The following is a 15,204-nucleotide window of genomic DNA, read 5'->3' as shown; positions in this document are numbered from 1 at the left end:
TCTCACTATGTGGACAGGGCGAATCAGCCGGAATTCCGCGGAACCACCCACTGAGTACCGCTCTGCATTACCTCGTGTCATAACAAGAGCGTCACAGCCTTGGCCAGACTCTCCTACACATTCCCTACACCCGCTTAGAGTCACGGCCAGTCACCGCGCCACAGGAATCGAAGTCACGTCTTCGGCCCAGCGCTCGACTCGGCCCCTTTCAAACAGGAAGGGCCGTGCCAGGGAAAGGACTGATCGTGCGTCAACGTTCGCTCATAGCCATCACCGCCGCGCTGGCGGCGGGAGCACTCACTCTCACCGCCTGTGGTTCGCGCGACGAGGACAAGGGCGGCTCGGACACCGGCAGTGGCACCACTGTCGTCATCGGCGTCGACGCCCCGCTGACCGGCGACCTGTCCGCGCTGGGCCTCGGCATCAAGAACTCCGTGGACCTCGCCGCCAAGACGGCCAACAAGGACAAGTACGTCGAAGGCGTCACCTTCAAGGTCGAGGCGCTGGACGACCAGGCGCAGCCCTCCTCGGGCCAGCAGAACGCCACCAAGCTCGTCGCCGACAAGGGCGTCCTCGGTGTCGTCGGCCCGCTGAACTCCTCCGTGGCCGAGTCCATGCAGAAGGTCTTCGACGACGCCAAGCTCGTCGAGGTCTCCCCGGCCAACACCAACCCGGCGCTGACCCAGGGCCCGGACTGGCAGAAGAGCAAGGTCCGCCCGTACAAGTCGTACTTCCGCACCGCGACCACGGACGCCATCCAGGGCCCGTTCGCCGCGCAGTACGTCTTCAAGGACGCCAAGAAGAAGAAGGTCTTCGTCATCGACGACAAGAAGACCTACGGCGCCGGCCTGGCCGCCACCTTCTCGGCCGAGTTCAAGAAGCTCGGCGGCAAGATCGTCGGCACCGAGCACATCGACCCCGACACCAAGGACTTCTCCGCGGTCGCCACCAAGGTCAAGTCCTCCGGCGCCGACGTCGTCTACTACGGCGGCGAGTACCCCCAGGCCGGTCCGCTCAGCAAGCAGATCAAGGCCGCGGGCGCCAAGGTCCCCGTCGTCGGCGGTGACGGCATCTACAGCGCCGACTTCATCAAGCTCGCCGGCGCCAGCGGCACCGGCGACCTCGCCACCTCCGTCGGCGCCCCGGTCGAGGAACTCGACTCCGCCAAGGAATTCGTCGCCAACTACAAGACCGCGGGCTACAAGGAGGCCTACGAGGCCTACGGCGGCTACTCCTACGACTCCGCCTGGGCGATCATCGAGGCCGTCAAGAAGGTCGTCGAGGACAACGACGGCAAGCTGCCGGACGACGCCCGCGCCAAGGTCACCGAGGCCGTGCAGAACGTCTCCTTCGACGGTGTGACCGGCAAGGTCTCCTTCGACGAGTACGGTGACGCCACCAACAAGCAGCTCACCGTGTACTCCGTCGAGGGCGGCGAGTGGAAGGCCGTCAAGTCCGGCACCTACGCCGGCTGACCCACACCCGCACCCAAACCCCAGAGCCGCGCGGGGCGCCGCACCACTGGCGCCCCGCGCGGACTCACATCCGGTCACATCCCTCGATATATCCGAAGTCTCGGAGGACATGCGGTGAACGAACTGCCGCAGCAGCTGGTCAACGGCCTGCTACTGGGATCCATGTACGGGCTGGTCGCCATCGGCTACACGATGGTCTATGGCATCGTCCAGCTCATCAACTTCGCCCACGGTGAGATCTTCATGGTGGGCGGATTCGGCGCCCTCACCATGTACCTGTACGTGCTGCCCGACGGCACGTCCATGTGGGTGGCCCTGCCCCTCATGCTCATCGGCGGCATCCTCGTCGCCGTGCTCGTCGCGGTCGGAGCGGAACGATTCGCCTACCGGCCCCTGCGCACGGCACCCCGCCTCGCACCCCTCATCACCGCCATCGGCCTCTCCCTCGCCCTCCAGCAGGCGGTATGGGCCTGGTACCCGAACGCCCGGTCCGCGATCACCTTCCCCCAGATCGAGGGCGGCCCCTTCGAGATCGGCAACGTCACCATCCAGACCGGTGACATCTTCCTGCTGCTCGCCGCCCCCATCAGCATGGCGATCCTCGCCTACTTCGTGATGAAGACCCGCACCGGCCGCGGCATGCAGGCCACCGCGCAGGACCCCGACACCGCCAAGCTCATGGGCATCAACACCGACCGCATCATCGTGGTCGCCTTCGCCCTCGGCGCCGCCTTCGCCGCCGTCGGCTCCGTCGCCTACGGCCTCAAGTACGGCGAGGTCCAGTTCCGCATGGGCTTCATCCTCGGCCTCAAGGCGTTCACCGCGGCCGTCCTCGGCGGCATCGGCAACATCTACGGCGCCATGCTCGGCGGCCTGGTGCTCGGCGTCGCCGAAGCCCTCTCCACCGCCTACATCTCCGACATCCCCGGCATGGACCAGTTCGGCAGCCAGTCCTGGGCCAACGTCTGGGCGTTCGTACTCCTCATCCTCGTACTCCTCGTCAGGCCACAGGGCCTTCTCGGCGAGCGCGTGTCGGACAGGGCGTGACACCGATGACCACACAGACCACCGCACCCCGGACCACCGGCACGGCCACCGCCGGCACGCCGCACAGCCTCGTGGGCATCCCCCCGCACATCGGCCGCGCCCTCGCCACCGGCGGTGGAGCACTCGCCGTCGTCTCCACCTTCCTGGCCTGGACCTGGACCTCCGCCTTCCCCGGCGACCTCACCGTCTACGGCTACCCCGGCGGCCTCCAGGTCCTCGTCCTCATCGGCGGAGCCCTCACCACACTCCTCGGCCTGTCCTCCTACGGCATCACGGGCCTGCGCTGGCTCACCCCCGCAGGAGCCGACAGCGCCCTCAAGCTGGCCGCCCTCGGCACCTTCGCCACCGCCTGGTACACGATCATCGCGATCAGCGCCAAGCTCGGCGGCGTCGTCAACCTGGAGCCCGGCGGCTGGGTCGCGGGCATCGCGACCCTCCTCGCCCTCCTCGGCGCCCTCGCCCTGCCCTACGCACGGCCCGAGACCGAACCCGGCGACCCCGACGACACCGGCTGGGACCAGTTCCGCCACAGGGCACGCAACCAGCGGACCGTCATCAAGGCGGCCTTCGCCTCCGGCACCGCCACACCCGCGCGCCAACTGCCCGCGTACGCCGAGATCCTGATCATCGTCGCCGCACTCGCCCTCGGCCTCACCGTCTTCACCTACGGCATCGGCACCGAGTACGACGAACTGTTCATCGGCTTCCTCATCACCGCGGGCTTCGGCTTCGGCGCAGCCGCAAAGGCCGGCCTCGTGGGCCGGATCTCGGCGCTCACCGCCAAGCACCGCAACGTGACGATGATCGGCGCGTTCGTCGCGGCCGCCGCCTTCCCCTTCACCCAGTCCGACGACCAGTACGCGACCATCGGCGTCTACATCCTGATCTTCGCCACCGTCGCCCTCGGCCTCAACATCGTCGTCGGCCTCGCCGGCCTCCTCGACCTCGGATACGTCGCCTTCCTCGGCGTCGGCGCCTACACCGCGGCCATGGTCTCCGGCTCCCCCTCCTCCCCCTTCGACATCCACCTGCCGTTCTGGGCCTCCGCCATCCTCGGCGCCGCCGTCGCCATGATCTTCGGCGTCATCATCGGCGCCCCCACCCTGCGACTGCGCGGCGACTACCTCGCCATCGTGACGCTCGGCTTCGGTGAGATCTTCCGGATCACCGTCCTCAACATGGACGGCACCTCCGGCCCCGACATCACCAACGGCTCCAACGGCATCTCCTCGATCCCGAACCTCAACATCCTCGGGTTCGACTTCGGCCAGGAACACACCTTCCTCGGCTTCACCATCGCCCGCTTCGCCAACTACTTCCTGCTGATGCTCCTCATCACGCTGGTCGTGGTCGTCGTCTTCCGGCGCAGCAGCGACTCCCGCATCGGCCGCGCCTGGATCGCCATCCGCGAGGACGAGACCGCCGCCCTCGCCATGGGCATCAACGGCTTCCGCGTCAAGCTCATCGCCTTCGCCCTCGGCGCCGCCCTCGCCGGCCTCGCCGGCACGGTCCAGGCCCACGTCACCTACACCGTGACACCCGAGCAGTACCAGTTCGCCGCGGTCGTCCCGCCCAACTCGGCCTTCCTCCTCGCGGCGGTCGTCCTCGGCGGCATGGGCACCATCAGCGGCCCCCTCGTCGGCGCCGCACTGCTCTACCTCATCCCGTCCAAGCTCCAGTTCCTGGACGACTACCAGCTCTTCGCCTTCGGACTCGCGCTCGTCCTGCTGATGCGCTTCCGCCCGGAGGGCCTCATCCCCAACCGGCGCCGCCAGCTCGAATTCCACGAAGAGGCCGAAGCGCCCGCAGTGCTCAGCAAGGCAGGGGCCTGACCACCATGACTACCGACACCACCACCAAGGACACCGCCCCCGGCTCCAGCGCCACCGGCGAGACCGTCCTCGACGCCCGCGGCGTCACCATGCGCTTCGGCGGCCTCACCGCCGTACGCAACGTCAACCTGACCGTCAACAGCGGCGAGATCGTCGGACTCATCGGCCCCAACGGCGCCGGCAAGACGACCTTCTTCAACTGCCTCACCGGCCTCTACATCCCCACCGAGGGCGAGGTCCGCTACAAGGGCCAGATCCTGCCGCCCAAGTCCTTCAAGGTCACCGCGGCCGGCATCGCCCGCACCTTCCAGAACATCCGCCTGTTCGCCAACATGACGGTCCTGGAGAACGTCCTCGTCGGACGCCACACCCGCACCAAGGAAGGCCTCTGGTCCGCCCTCCTGCGCGGCCCCGGCTTCCACAAGGCGGAGAAGGCCTCCCGCGAACGCGCCATGGAACTCCTGGAGTTCGTCGGCCTCGACGCCAAGGCCGAACACCTCGCCCGCAACCTGCCCTACGGCGAACAGCGCAAGCTGGAGATCGCCCGAGCACTGGCGAGCGAGCCGGGCCTGCTCCTCCTCGACGAGCCCACCGCCGGCATGAACCCCCAGGAGACGCGAACCACCGAAGAACTGGTGTTCGCCATCCGCGACAAGGGCATCGCCGTCCTCGTCATCGAGCACGACATGCGGTTCATCTTCAACCTCTGCGACCGCGTAGCCGTCCTCGTCCAGGGCGAGAAACTCGTCGAGGGCGACAGCGCCACCGTCCAGGGCGACGAACGCGTCGTCGCCGCCTACCTCGGCGAACCCTTCGAGGACGCACCCGGCCAGGACGAGGTCGCCGAGGTCGAAGCCGCCGAAGCGAACGCCGAGCCCACCACGGACACCGTGCCCGGCAAGGAGAACGACCGATGACCGCACTGCTCGAAGTAGAGGACCTCCGGGTCGCCTACGGCAAGATCGAAGCCGTCAAGGGCATCTCCTTCAAGGTCGACGCCGGCGAGGTCGTCACCCTCATCGGCACCAACGGCGCCGGCAAGACCACCACCCTGCGCACCCTCTCGGGCCTCCTCAAGCCCGTCAGCGGCCAGATCAAGTTCAACGGCAAATCGCTCAAGAAGATCCCCGCGCACGACATCGTCGCGCTCGGACTCGCCCACTCCCCCGAGGGGCGGCACATCTTCCCGCGCATGACCATCGAGGACAACCTCCGCCTCGGCGCCTTCCTGCGCAGCGACAAGCCCGGCATCGAGAGGGACATCCAGCGCGCCTACGACCTCTTCCCCATCCTGGGAGAGCGCCGCAAGCAAGCCGCCGGAACCCTCTCCGGCGGTGAGCAGCAGATGCTGGCCATGGGCCGCGCGCTCATGTCCCAGCCCAAGCTGCTCATGCTCGACGAGCCCTCCATGGGCCTCTCGCCGATCATGATGCAGAAGATCATGGCGACGATCGCCGAACTGAAGTCCCAGGGCACCACGATCCTGCTCGTCGAACAGAACGCGCAGGCCGCGCTCTCCCTCGCCGACCAGGGCCACGTCATGGAGATCGGCAAGGTCGTCCTCTCCGGCACGGGCTCCGACCTGCTGCACGACGAGTCGGTCCGCAAGGCGTACCTCGGCGAGGACTAGCCGGTTCCTGTACGACGACGAGGCCCGCACCCCCTTTTCAGATGGGGGGTGCGGGCCTCGTCGTACGTACGCCTACCGGGCCGGTCAGCCCTTCGCGGACTTCTTCTCGTCCGCGTCCTGGATGACAGCCTCCGCGACCTGCTGCATCGACATCCGACGGTCCATCGACGTCTTCTGGATCCAACGGAACGCCGCCGGCTCCGTCAGCCCGTACTCCGTCTGCAGAATCGACTTCGCCCGGTCCACCAGCTTGCGGGTCTCCAGACGGAGCGTGAGGTCGGCGACCTCGTTCTCCAGCTCCTTCAGCTCCGTGAACCGCGACACCGCCATCTCGATCGCCGGCACCACGTCACTCTTGCTGAACGGCTTCACCAGATACGCCATCGCCCCCGCGTCCCGCGCCCGCTCGACCAGGTCGCGCTGCGAGAACGCGGTCAGCATCAGCACCGGCGCGATACGCTCCTCGGCGATCTTCTCCGCCGCCGAGATACCGTCCATCTTCGGCATCTTCACATCAAGGATCACGAGGTCGGGCCGGTGCTCTCGCGCCAGCTCGATGGCCTGCTCCCCGTCACCGGCCTCCCCGACGACGGAGTAGCCCTCCTCTTCGAGCATCTCCTTGAGATCGAGACGGATCAGCGCCTCGTCCTCGGCGATGACGACACGGGTCGTCAGCGGAGGCACGTGCGACTTGTCATCGTCGTCGGCAACGGGCTGGGGCGACTCGGGGGCGGTCACGGGGGCTCCTTGTTGGGCAGGGGTACTGCTGACAAGAGACTACCTAGCTGCGGTAAGGTAAGTATGCGAGGGGGCGCTCTTCGCCTTCCTTTCTAAGGCCCCAGTACTCCAACTGGTCAGAGAGGCCGCTCTCAAACAGCGGACAGTGTGGGTTCGAATCCCACCTGGGGCACTTTTCCTTTACTTCCAAGGTCACGACACGCAAGCGGATGTCCACGTTCTCGTGAACATCCGCTTTTTGCTGCATACAGATGCGGTCAGTAACACAGAGTGGCCGCATGTACGACGTCAGCACACGCAAGCGAGCACTCGCGTTGGTCTCCCAGGGGCGCAGTCTCAACTCGGTGAGCCGGGAAACGGGTATCTCGCGAGCTGCCATCCGTTCCTGGAAACAGCGCCTCGAACCGCTGCCTCGCATGGCGCCCACAGACCCCGGCCCACCAGCGGATGATGGCGCGTACTCCTACCTGCTGGGCCTCTACCTGGGTGACGGCTGCATCAGCGCCCACCCTCGCAGCGGCTACTACCTCCGCATCGCCTGCGCCGACGCTTGGCCCGGCCTCAGGCAGCAGTGCCGCGAAGCCATCACGAACGTACGCCCCGGCATCGGTGTCTACCTCCTCCAGAAGGAGGGCTACACGATGGTCACCAGCTACTCCCGCCATTGGCCCCAGCTCTTCCCCCAGCACGGCCCCGGCAAGAAGCACGACCGCCAGATCTCCCTCGAACCCTGGCAGCAAGCCATCGTCGACGCCCACCCATGGGACTTCATCCGGGGCCTCATCCACTCCGACGGATGCCGCATCACCAACTGGACGACCCGCCTCGTCGCCGGTGAGCGCAAGCGCTACGAGTATTCCCGGTACTTCTTCACCAACAAGTCCGACGACATCCGGAAGCTCTTCACGGACACCCTCGACAAGGTCGGCGTCGGGTGGACGACTCTCGCTCGCGGCAGCAACCCGTTCAACATCTCCATCGCCCGCAAAACCTCCGTCGCCCTCATGGACGCCCACGTCGGCCCCAAGTACTGACCCCCTACTTCGAACCCCCACCCTCCCCGATGTGATGCACCCGCACCATGTTCGTCGTGCCCGCCACCCCGGGCGGTGAGCCCGCCGTGATCACGACCACGTCTCCCTTCCTGCAGCGGCCGTACCTGAGCAGCAGTTCGTCCACCTGGTCGACCATCGCGTCCGTGGAGTCGACGCGTGGCCCCAGGAAGGTCTCCACGCCCCACGTGAGGCTCAGCTGCGAGCGCGTCGCCGGGTCCGGGGTGAAGGCCAGGAGCGGGATCGGGGAGCGGTAGCGGGAGAGGCGGCGGGCCGTGTCGCCGGACTGGCTGAAGGCGACGAGGAACCTGGCGTCGAGGAAGTCGCCGAGTTCGGCGGCCGCGCGGGCCATCGCGCCGCCCTGGGTGCGGGGCTTGTTGTGCTCGGTGAGGGGCGGCAGGCCCTTCGCCAGCAGTTCCGACTCGGCCGCCACGACGATGCGGCTCATCGTGCGGACCGTCTCCGTCGCGTACTTGCCGACGCTGGTCTCGCCGGAGAGCATCACCGCGTCCGTGCCGTCGAGGACCGCGTTGGCGACGTCGCTGGCCTCCGCCCTCGTGGGCCGGGAGTTGTGGATCATCGAGTCGAGCATCTGGGTGGCGACGATGACCGGCTTGGCGTTGCGCTTGGCGAGCTTGATGGCGCGTTTCTGGACCAGGGGGATCTGTTCCAGGGGCATTTCGACGCCGAGGTCGCCGCGCGTGATCATGATGCCGTCGAAGGCCGCGACGATCTCCTCGATGGCGGCCACCGCCTGCGGTTTCTCGATCTTGGCGATGACGGGGAGGCGGCGGCCTTCCTCGTCCATGATCTGGTGGACGCGTTCGATGTCCCGGCCGGAGCGGACGAAGGACAGGGCGATGATGTCGAAGCCGGTGCGCAGGGCCCAGCGGAGGTCTTCCTCGTCCTTGGCCGACAGGGCGGGGACCGATACGGCGGTCCCGGGCAGGTTGATTCCCTTGTGGTCGGAGACGATCCCGCCCTCGACGACGTTCGTGCGGATGCGTGGGCCGTCGACCGCGGTGACTTCGAGGGTGACCCTGCCGTCGTCGACGAGGATGTGGTCGCCGGGGCTGACGTCGGCGGCGAGGCCGGCGTACGTGGTGCCGCAGCCCTCGCTGTCCCCCTCCACGCCGTCCTCGACGTTGATCGTGAACGTGTCGTCGCGTTCGAGGAGTACGGGTCCTTCGGTGAAGCGGCCGAGGCGGATCTTCGGGCCTTGAAGGTCGGCGAGGGTGCCGACGCTGCGGCCGGTCTCGTCGGCGGCCTTGCGGACGTTCCGGTACCGCTCGTCGTGTTCGGCGTGGCCGCCGTGGCTGAGGTTGAAGCGGGCGATGTCCATGCCGGCCTCGACCAGTGCCTTGATCTGGTCGTACGAGTCGGTGGCGGGCCCGAGGGTGCAGACGATCTTTGCTCGGCGCATGGTTCGACCCTAGGGCTTACCGGCCGGTAGTGAGGTGGTGGGGCGTGACTACTCAACGGCCTTCGGGTGAAGGGTATTTGACAAGTAGTCACCAGGATCTGAAGGGTGCCCCGGCCGGGCGGCGGCCGGGGCGTCCCAGGGGGTCGGGGCGGGTCACAGGCGCGGGGGCAGCATGGTGAAGCGTGCGTTGACCTGTGCGTGGACGCGTTGGCGTTGGGGTTCGAGGTCGAGGGGGGCTGCCTCGGTGTCGTCGGCGCTCTTGGCCCTGGCGGAGCGCATGAGGCCGCCGGCTGCGGGGCGGACGGGCTGGGGGGCTTCGGCGCCGATGTCGGCGAGTTCGACGAGGGCGGCGAGGGTGGTGCCGAGGGCCTCGGCGTATTCACGGGCGCGTTGGACGGCTTCCTTGACGGCCTGCTGTCTGGCCTGCCGGTGGGCGGGCGAGTCGGGGCGCAGGGACCACCAGGGGCCGTCGACGCGGGTGAGGTCGAGGTCGGCGAGGCGGGTGGTGAGTTCGCCGAGGGCGGTGAAGTCGGTGAGGTCGGCGGTGATGTGGACGCGGCCGTGGTAGGCCTGGATGCGTTCGCCTCGGCCTTTCTCCTTGAGTTCGGGGGTGAGGGAGAAGGCGCCGGTCTCCAGTCGTTCGACGGCTTGGCCGTAGGTCTTGACGAGGTCGAGGACGGTGGTGTTGCGGCGGGTGAGGTCGTCGAGGGCGGCGCGTCGGTCCTTGCCGCGGGCGAGGACGGTGACGGCGATGCGGGCTATCTCGGGGTCGACTTCGAGGTGGGCTTCGCCGCGGACGGCGATGCGGGGTGCGTCGGGGGTGCCGTAGGGGACGGCTGTGGGTGGGACTTCCTCTGCACTGGTGGTCATAACGCCCCACTCTGTCACCGATGGCCTGGTGACAGGGTCGCGCAGGTCACCAGATCGAAACCCTGGGGGTCTGTTGCGGTGGGGGTGGTACGGGTCAGAATCTACGCGCGTCGTCCCCTTTGGCCCTCTGTTCCGTCGTTCATGGTCCACGCAGGTCCCTACAGGTCTACGCGCGTCGAGATCGTTCCGTTCCTCCGAGGAGTACCCGAGATGCCTCTGAACCGCCGGAAGTTTCTGAAGAAGTCGGCCGTGACCGGTGCGGGCGTGGCCATCGCCGGTTCGGCGATGGCTCCGAGCGCGCAGGCGGCGGAGGCGAAGGCCACCGGCCGGAAGAAGGACACGGACCGCTACAGCTTCACGGTGATGGGGACGACCGATCTGCACGGCAACGTCTTCAACTGGGACTACTTCACGGACAAGGAGTTCGACGACAAGGCGCACAACGACGTCGGTCTGGCGAAGATCTCCACGCTGGTGAACCGGATCCGGGGGGAGAAGGGCCGCCGGAACACGCTGCTGATCGACGCGGGTGACACCATCCAGGGCACGCAGCTGTCGTACTACTACGCGAAGGTGGACCCGATCACCGCCAAGGGCGGTCCGGTGCATCCGATGGCGCAGGCGATGAACGCGATGGACTACGACGCGGCGGCGCTGGGGAACCACGAGTTCAACTACGGCATCCCGGTGCTGCGGAAGTTCCAGAAGCAATGTCGTTTCCCGCTGCTGGGGGCGAACGCGCTGGACGCCAAGACGCTGCTGCCGGCGTTCCCGCCGTACAGCATGCACCGGATGCGTACCCCGCACGGGCCGGATGTGCGGGTGGCGGTGCTGGGGCTCACGAACCCGGGTATCGCGATCTGGGACAAGGCCAATGTGCAGGGGAAGATGACGTTCCCGGGTCTGGAGGAGCAGGCGGCGAAGTGGGTGCCGAAGCTGCGGTCGATGGGTGCGGACGTCGTCATCGTGTCGGCGCACAGCGGGTCGTCGGGTACGTCCTCGTACGGTGACCAGCTGCCGTACATCGAGAACGCGGCCGGGCTGGTGGCCGAGCAGGTGCCGGGAATCGACGCGATCCTGGTGGGTCACGCGCACACGGAGATCCCGGAGTACTTCGTCACCAACAAGGAGACCGGCAAGCAGGTCGTGCTGTCGGAGCCCTTGAAGTGGGGGCAGCGGCTGACGTTGTTCGACTTCGAGATGGTGTGGAGCAAGGGCTCCTGGAAGCTGGAGAAGGTCGGCGCGCAGGTGCTCAACTCCAACACGGTGGAGGAGGACCCGAAGATCGTGTCGATGCTCGTGGACGAGCACAAGAAGGTCGTGGCGTACGTCAACCAGGTCATCGGGACGAACGCGGCGGAGATGACGTCGGTGGAGGCGCCGTACAAGGATGTGGCGATCATCGATCTGATCAACCACATCCAGGCCGACACGGTGAAGCAGGCGCTGGCGTCCACGGAGTACGCGTCGCTGCCGGTGCTGTCGCAGGCGGCGGCGTTCTCGCGGAGTGCGGTGATTCCGGCGGGGAATGTCACGATCCGGGACGTGGCGGGTCTGTATGTCTTCGAGAACACGCTGGAGGCGCGTCTGATGACGGGTGCGCAGATGAAGGCGTATCTGGAGTTCTCGGCGAACTACTTCGTGCAGACGGCGGCGGACGCGGTGATCGATCCGGCGAAGCTGACGAACGCGAACGGGACGCCGGACTACAACTACGACGCGGTGAGCGGTCTGTCGTACGAGATCGACATCGCGAAGCCGGCGGGGTCGCGTGTGACGAACGTGCGGTTCGAGGGTGCGGCGCTGGCGGACGACCGGCAGTTCGTGTTCGCGGTGAACAACTACCGGGCCAACGGTGGTGGGAACTTCCCGCATGTCGCCGCTGCGAAGATGGTGTGGTCGAACTCGGACGAGATCCGTAACACGATGATCGCGTGGGTGAAGGCGAAGGGGTCGATCGACCCGGCGGCGTTCGCGTCGGTGGACTGGAAGCTGACGCGGAACGGTACGCCGGTGTTCTAGTACGGCGGTGCGGTGGGGCGGTCGTCGCCGCTGTCGAGGGTCGTCGCGGATGCGGACACGGGTGGGGGTCCGGGTCCGCGGCGGCGGTGTCGGCGGCGGCGGCGATGTCCGGTCGGGGTTATCGCACGTCGACGAGCGGGGTCAGTGCGGTGGGGGGCGTCGCCTGCCGGGCGGCGGGAATCCTGGGTCGGGGTTCGAGGCCGAAGGTGGTGAAGGCGGTGCGTCCCGGCAGGGGGTAGGGCTCCTTGCCGGTGAGGGTGTTGAGGATGGTGGCGCTGCGCCAGGCGGCGAGGCCGAGGTCGGGGGCGCCGACGCCGTGGGTGTGGAGTTCGGCGTTCTGGACGTAGACGTGGCGGTCGGCGGCGGTGACGGACGGGTCGAGGATCATCCGGTAGTTCTCGTCGACGCGGGACCGTTCGCGGCTGTCGCGGCGCATGTAGGGGTCGAGGCCGGCGAGGACGCGGTCGAGGGGGCGTTCGCGGTAGCCGGTGGCGAGGACGACGGCGTCGGTGGTGAGGCGGGAGCGGGTGCCCTGCTCGCTGTGTTCGAGGTGGAGTTCGACTCTGGTGGTGGCGAGTCGGCCGGCGGTGCGGACGTGTACGCCGGGGGTGAGGACGGCGTCGGGCCAGCCGCCGTCGAGGGTGCGGCGGTAGAGCTCGTCGTGGATGGCGGCGATGGTGTCGGCGCCGATGCCCTTGTGGAGCTGCCACTGGGCGGCGACGAGCCGGTCCCGGGTGGGTTCGGTGAGGGCGTGGAAGTAGCGCGTGTAGTCGGGTGTGAAGTGTTCCAGGCCCAGTTTCGAGTACTCCATGGGGGCGAACGCCTCGGTGCGGCCGAGCCAGTGCAGCCGTTCCCGGCCGGGGGGCCGGTGGCGGAGCAGGTCGAGGAAGACCTCGGCTCCGGACTGTCCCGCGCCGATGACGGTGATGTGTCCGGCGGCCAGGAGGCGGTCGCGTGCGTCGAGGTAGTCCGCGGCGTGGACGACGGGCACGGCGGCCGCCTCGACGAGCGGTTTGAGGGGTTCGGGGACGTAGGGTTCGGTGCCGACGCCGAGCACGATGTTGCGTGCGTAGGTGCGGCCGAGTTCCTCGGCCTGTCCGTGGCCGTCGAGGCGGGTGTGGTCGACCTCGAACAGGTCGCGTTCGGGGTTCCAGCGCACCGAGTCGACCTGGTGGCCGAAGCGTAGTCCGGGCAGGTTCTCGGCGACCCAGCGGCAGTAGGCGTCGTACTCGGCGCGCTGGATGTGGAAGCGTTCGGCGAAGTAGAACGGGAAGAGCCGGTCGCGGGTTCTGAGGTAGTTGAGGAACGACCAGGGGCTTCGGGGGTCGGCGAGGGTCACCAGGTCGGCCAGGAAGGGGACCTGGATGGTGGCGCCCTCGATGAGCAGTCCCGGGTGCCAGTCGAAGCCGGGGCGCTGTTCGTAGAAGACGGCGTCGAGTTCGGTGAGGGGCTGGGCGAGGGCGGCGAGGGAGAGGTTGGCGGGCCCGATACCGATGCCGACGAGGTCGCGGGGGGCTTCGGGGTCGGGTCGGTCGTGGGGTGGGGGCGTGCTCATGCGGGGGTGTGTCCTTCGGGGAGTTCTTCCGGTGCTGCGGGTGCCGCGGGGGGCGTGGGTGCGGTGGGCTCGGCGGCTTCGGTGGCCGCGGCGGCTTCCACGAGTTTCAGCAGGGTGGTGAGGTCGTCCGGCCGGGTGTGGGGGTTGAGCAGGGTGGCCTTGAGCCAGAGGCGGCCGTCGAGTGCGGCGCGGCCCAGGACGGCGCGGCCGTCGTGGAGGAGCCGGCGGCGTACGGCGGCGACGGTGTCGTCGGCGGCGCCGGCGGGTCGGAAGAGGACCGTGCTGATGGTGGGCCGGTCGTGGAGTTCGAGGCCGGGGTGTGCCTCGATGGCGGCGGCGAGTTCCTGGGCGTGTGCGCAGACCTGGTCGACGAGCCGGCCGATGCCGTGGCGGCCGAGGGTCTTGAGGGTGACGGCGATCTTGAGGATGTCGGGGCGTCGGGTGGTTCGCAGGGACCGGGCGAGCAGGTCGGGCAGGCCGGCTTCGGTGTCGTCGTCCGCGTTGAGGTAGTCCGCCCGGTGGCCGAGGGTGGCGAGGTCGGTCGCGTCGCGTACGGCGAGGAGTCCGGCGGCGACCGGCTGCCAGCCGAGTTTGTGCAGGTCGAGGGTGACGGTGTGGGCGCGGGCGAGGCCGTCGAGGCGGTGGCGGTGCCGGTCGCTGAACAGCAGGCCGCCGCCGTACGCCGCGTCGATGTGGAGGCGGGCGCCGTGGGCCTCGCAGAGGTCGGCGATCTCGGGCAGCGGGTCGATGAGTCCGGCGTCGGTGGTGCCGGCGGTGGCGGCGACGAGGAGGGGCCCGGTGAGGTGGGTGAGGGCGTCGTCCAGGGCGGTGGGGTCCAGGGTGCCGGCCGGGGCGGCCAGGACGGCGGGTTCGGGGAGGCCGAGGAGCCAGGCGGCGCGGGTCAGGGAGTGGTGGGCGCCGGCCGCGGTGACGAGCCGTACGCCCGGGTGCGCTTCGCGGGCCAGTAGCACGGCGAGGTGGTTGGACTCGGTGCCGCCGGTGGTGACGAGGGCGTCGGCGGCGCCCGTCTCGTCGGCGAGGGCCCGGGTCACCAGTGCTTCGAGCGTGGAGGCGGCCGGGGCCTGGTCCCAGGAGTCGAGGGAGGGGTTGAGCACGGAGGCGGCGAGGTCCGCGGCGGCGGCCACGGCCAGGGGCGGGGTGTGGAGGTGGGCCGCGCACAGGGGGTCGGCCGGGTCGGCGGCGCCGGCGGCGAGGGCGCGGACGAGGCGGTGGAGGGCGTCCGGTTCGCCTTCGGCGGGGAGCGGCTCACCGAGCGCGTCCCGCACCATCGCGGCGACCGCCTCCGGGCCACCGGCGGGGAGGGGGCCGCCTCGTGCCTCGGCCCCTTCCCGCAGCGCGTCGAGCACGGTGGCGAGCAACGGCCGGAGCGCGTCGGGACCTCGGGGTCCCGAGGCGAGGGGCGCAGCGGTCATGGAATTCCTCCGGGCACGGGGAATACCATCTTGTACGCCGATCGGGTGCCGGGCCCGAAAAGGCGGCTGATTACCACCGAAAGAGGGTAGTGCGGCGTGCGCCGAGGGGGCGCGGGGAACCGCGCGA

12 protein-coding genes and 1 tRNA gene are annotated in these 15,204 nt (G+C 68.6%); 8 read left to right on the top strand and 5 right to left on the bottom strand.

The window, feature by feature from the left end:
- Nucleotides 1-245: 245 nt before the first annotated feature.
- The 5 genes from ACZ6BB_RS17495 to ACZ6BB_RS17475 all read left to right on the top strand — a co-directional run bounded on the left by ACZ6BB_RS17495 (nucleotide 246) and on the right by ACZ6BB_RS17475 (nucleotide 5,984).
- Nucleotides 246-1,475 carry a branched-chain amino acid ABC transporter substrate-binding protein gene (locus ACZ6BB_RS17495; RefSeq protein ID WP_471616042.1) on the top strand — a complete coding sequence of 410 codons (1,230 nt, stop codon included), beginning with the start codon at nucleotides 246-248 and terminating at the stop codon, nucleotides 1,473-1,475.
- 114 nt (nucleotides 1,476-1,589) lie between these two features.
- On the top strand, nucleotides 1,590-2,522 hold the full coding sequence (locus ACZ6BB_RS17490) for a branched-chain amino acid ABC transporter permease (protein WP_471616041.1): 933 nt from the start codon (nucleotides 1,590-1,592) through the stop codon (nucleotides 2,520-2,522).
- Nucleotides 2,523-2,527: 5 nt separating this feature from the next.
- On the top strand, nucleotides 2,528-4,354 hold the full coding sequence (locus tag ACZ6BB_RS17485; RefSeq protein ID WP_471616040.1) for a branched-chain amino acid ABC transporter permease: 1,827 nt from the start codon (nucleotides 2,528-2,530) through the stop codon (nucleotides 4,352-4,354).
- Nucleotides 4,355-4,359: 5 nt separating this feature from the next.
- Nucleotides 4,360-5,271, top strand: a complete 912-nt coding sequence (locus ACZ6BB_RS17480) for an ABC transporter ATP-binding protein (RefSeq protein WP_471616039.1) — start codon at nucleotides 4,360-4,362, stop codon at nucleotides 5,269-5,271.
- Nucleotides 5,268-5,984 carry an ABC transporter ATP-binding protein gene (locus ACZ6BB_RS17475; RefSeq protein ID WP_471616038.1) on the top strand — a complete coding sequence of 239 codons (717 nt, stop codon included), beginning with the start codon at nucleotides 5,268-5,270 and terminating at the stop codon, nucleotides 5,982-5,984. Before ACZ6BB_RS17480 ends, ACZ6BB_RS17475 begins: the two co-directional genes overlap by 4 nt.
- A gap of 84 nt (nucleotides 5,985-6,068) precedes the next feature.
- Here ACZ6BB_RS17475 and ACZ6BB_RS17470 read toward each other — a convergent pair whose 3' ends face one another.
- Complete coding sequence (locus ACZ6BB_RS17470; protein ID WP_471616037.1) at nucleotides 6,069-6,722, bottom strand: ANTAR domain-containing response regulator; 654 nt, start codon at nucleotides 6,720-6,722, stop codon at nucleotides 6,069-6,071.
- A gap of 97 nt (nucleotides 6,723-6,819) precedes the next feature.
- Here ACZ6BB_RS17470 and ACZ6BB_RS17465 point away from each other — a divergent pair.
- Together ACZ6BB_RS17465 and ACZ6BB_RS17460 are read left to right on the top strand one after the other, a co-directional pair.
- Nucleotides 6,820-6,894, top strand: a tRNA-Leu gene (locus tag ACZ6BB_RS17465).
- Between the two features lie 106 nt (nucleotides 6,895-7,000).
- Nucleotides 7,001-7,756 (top strand): helix-turn-helix domain-containing protein, encoded by a 756-nt coding sequence (locus tag ACZ6BB_RS17460; protein WP_471616036.1) that lies wholly within the window; start codon nucleotides 7,001-7,003, stop codon nucleotides 7,754-7,756.
- 4 nt (nucleotides 7,757-7,760) lie between these two features.
- On the opposite strand, the gene pyk is transcribed toward ACZ6BB_RS17460, so the two are convergent.
- On the bottom strand, nucleotides 7,761-9,197 hold the full coding sequence (gene pyk, locus ACZ6BB_RS17455; RefSeq protein ID WP_471616035.1) for a pyruvate kinase: 1,437 nt from the start codon (nucleotides 9,195-9,197) through the stop codon (nucleotides 7,761-7,763).
- A 153-nt stretch (nucleotides 9,198-9,350) separates the two neighbouring features.
- Nucleotides 9,351-10,067, bottom strand: coding sequence for an SIMPL domain-containing protein (locus tag ACZ6BB_RS17450; protein ID WP_471616034.1), 717 nt, complete (start codon nucleotides 10,065-10,067; stop codon nucleotides 9,351-9,353).
- 210 nt (nucleotides 10,068-10,277) lie between these two features.
- Between ACZ6BB_RS17450 and ACZ6BB_RS17445 the strand changes: the two genes are divergently transcribed.
- Complete coding sequence (locus ACZ6BB_RS17445; protein ID WP_471616033.1) at nucleotides 10,278-12,089, top strand: 5'-nucleotidase C-terminal domain-containing protein; 1,812 nt, start codon at nucleotides 10,278-10,280, stop codon at nucleotides 12,087-12,089.
- Between the two features lie 118 nt (nucleotides 12,090-12,207).
- Here ACZ6BB_RS17445 and ACZ6BB_RS17440 read toward each other — a convergent pair whose 3' ends face one another.
- Together ACZ6BB_RS17440 and ACZ6BB_RS17435 are read right to left on the bottom strand one after the other, a co-directional pair.
- Nucleotides 12,208-13,644: a lysine N(6)-hydroxylase/L-ornithine N(5)-oxygenase family protein gene (locus ACZ6BB_RS17440; RefSeq protein WP_471616032.1), complete on the bottom strand. Its 1,437-nt coding sequence runs from the start codon at nucleotides 13,642-13,644 to the stop codon at nucleotides 12,208-12,210.
- Nucleotides 13,641-15,077 carry a pyridoxal phosphate-dependent decarboxylase family protein gene (locus tag ACZ6BB_RS17435; RefSeq protein ID WP_471616031.1) on the bottom strand — a complete coding sequence of 479 codons (1,437 nt, stop codon included), beginning with the start codon at nucleotides 15,075-15,077 and terminating at the stop codon, nucleotides 13,641-13,643. Before ACZ6BB_RS17435 ends, ACZ6BB_RS17440 begins: the two co-directional genes overlap by 4 nt.
- Nucleotides 15,078-15,204: the final 127 nt, after the last annotated feature.

It is taken from the genome of Streptomyces sp. NPDC041108 (assembly GCF_055592645.1).
The sequence above is the reverse complement of the archived record's forward strand: the minus strand, read 5'-3'. Positions and strand labels throughout refer to the sequence as shown.

Coding starts and splice junctions, on each gene's coding strand:
- pyk (WP_471616035.1), bottom strand. CDS start 9,197: ATGCGCCGAGCAAAGATCGTCTGCACCCTCGGGCCCGCCACCGACTCG.
- ACZ6BB_RS17475 (WP_471616038.1), top strand. CDS start 5,268: ATGACCGCACTGCTCGAAGTAGAGGACCTCCGGGTCGCCTACGGCAAG.
- ACZ6BB_RS17435 (WP_471616031.1), bottom strand. CDS start 15,077: ATGACCGCTGCGCCCCTCGCCTCGGGACCCCGAGGTCCCGACGCGCTC.
- ACZ6BB_RS17450 (WP_471616034.1), bottom strand. CDS start 10,067: ATGACCACCAGTGCAGAGGAAGTCCCACCCACAGCCGTCCCCTACGGC.
- ACZ6BB_RS17445 (WP_471616033.1), top strand. CDS start 10,278: ATGCCTCTGAACCGCCGGAAGTTTCTGAAGAAGTCGGCCGTGACCGGT.
- ACZ6BB_RS17460 (WP_471616036.1), top strand. CDS start 7,001: ATGTACGACGTCAGCACACGCAAGCGAGCACTCGCGTTGGTCTCCCAG.
- ACZ6BB_RS17480 (WP_471616039.1), top strand. CDS start 4,360: ATGACTACCGACACCACCACCAAGGACACCGCCCCCGGCTCCAGCGCC.
- ACZ6BB_RS17485 (WP_471616040.1), top strand. CDS start 2,528: ATGACCACACAGACCACCGCACCCCGGACCACCGGCACGGCCACCGCC.
- ACZ6BB_RS17440 (WP_471616032.1), bottom strand. CDS start 13,644: ATGAGCACGCCCCCACCCCACGACCGACCCGACCCCGAAGCCCCCCGC.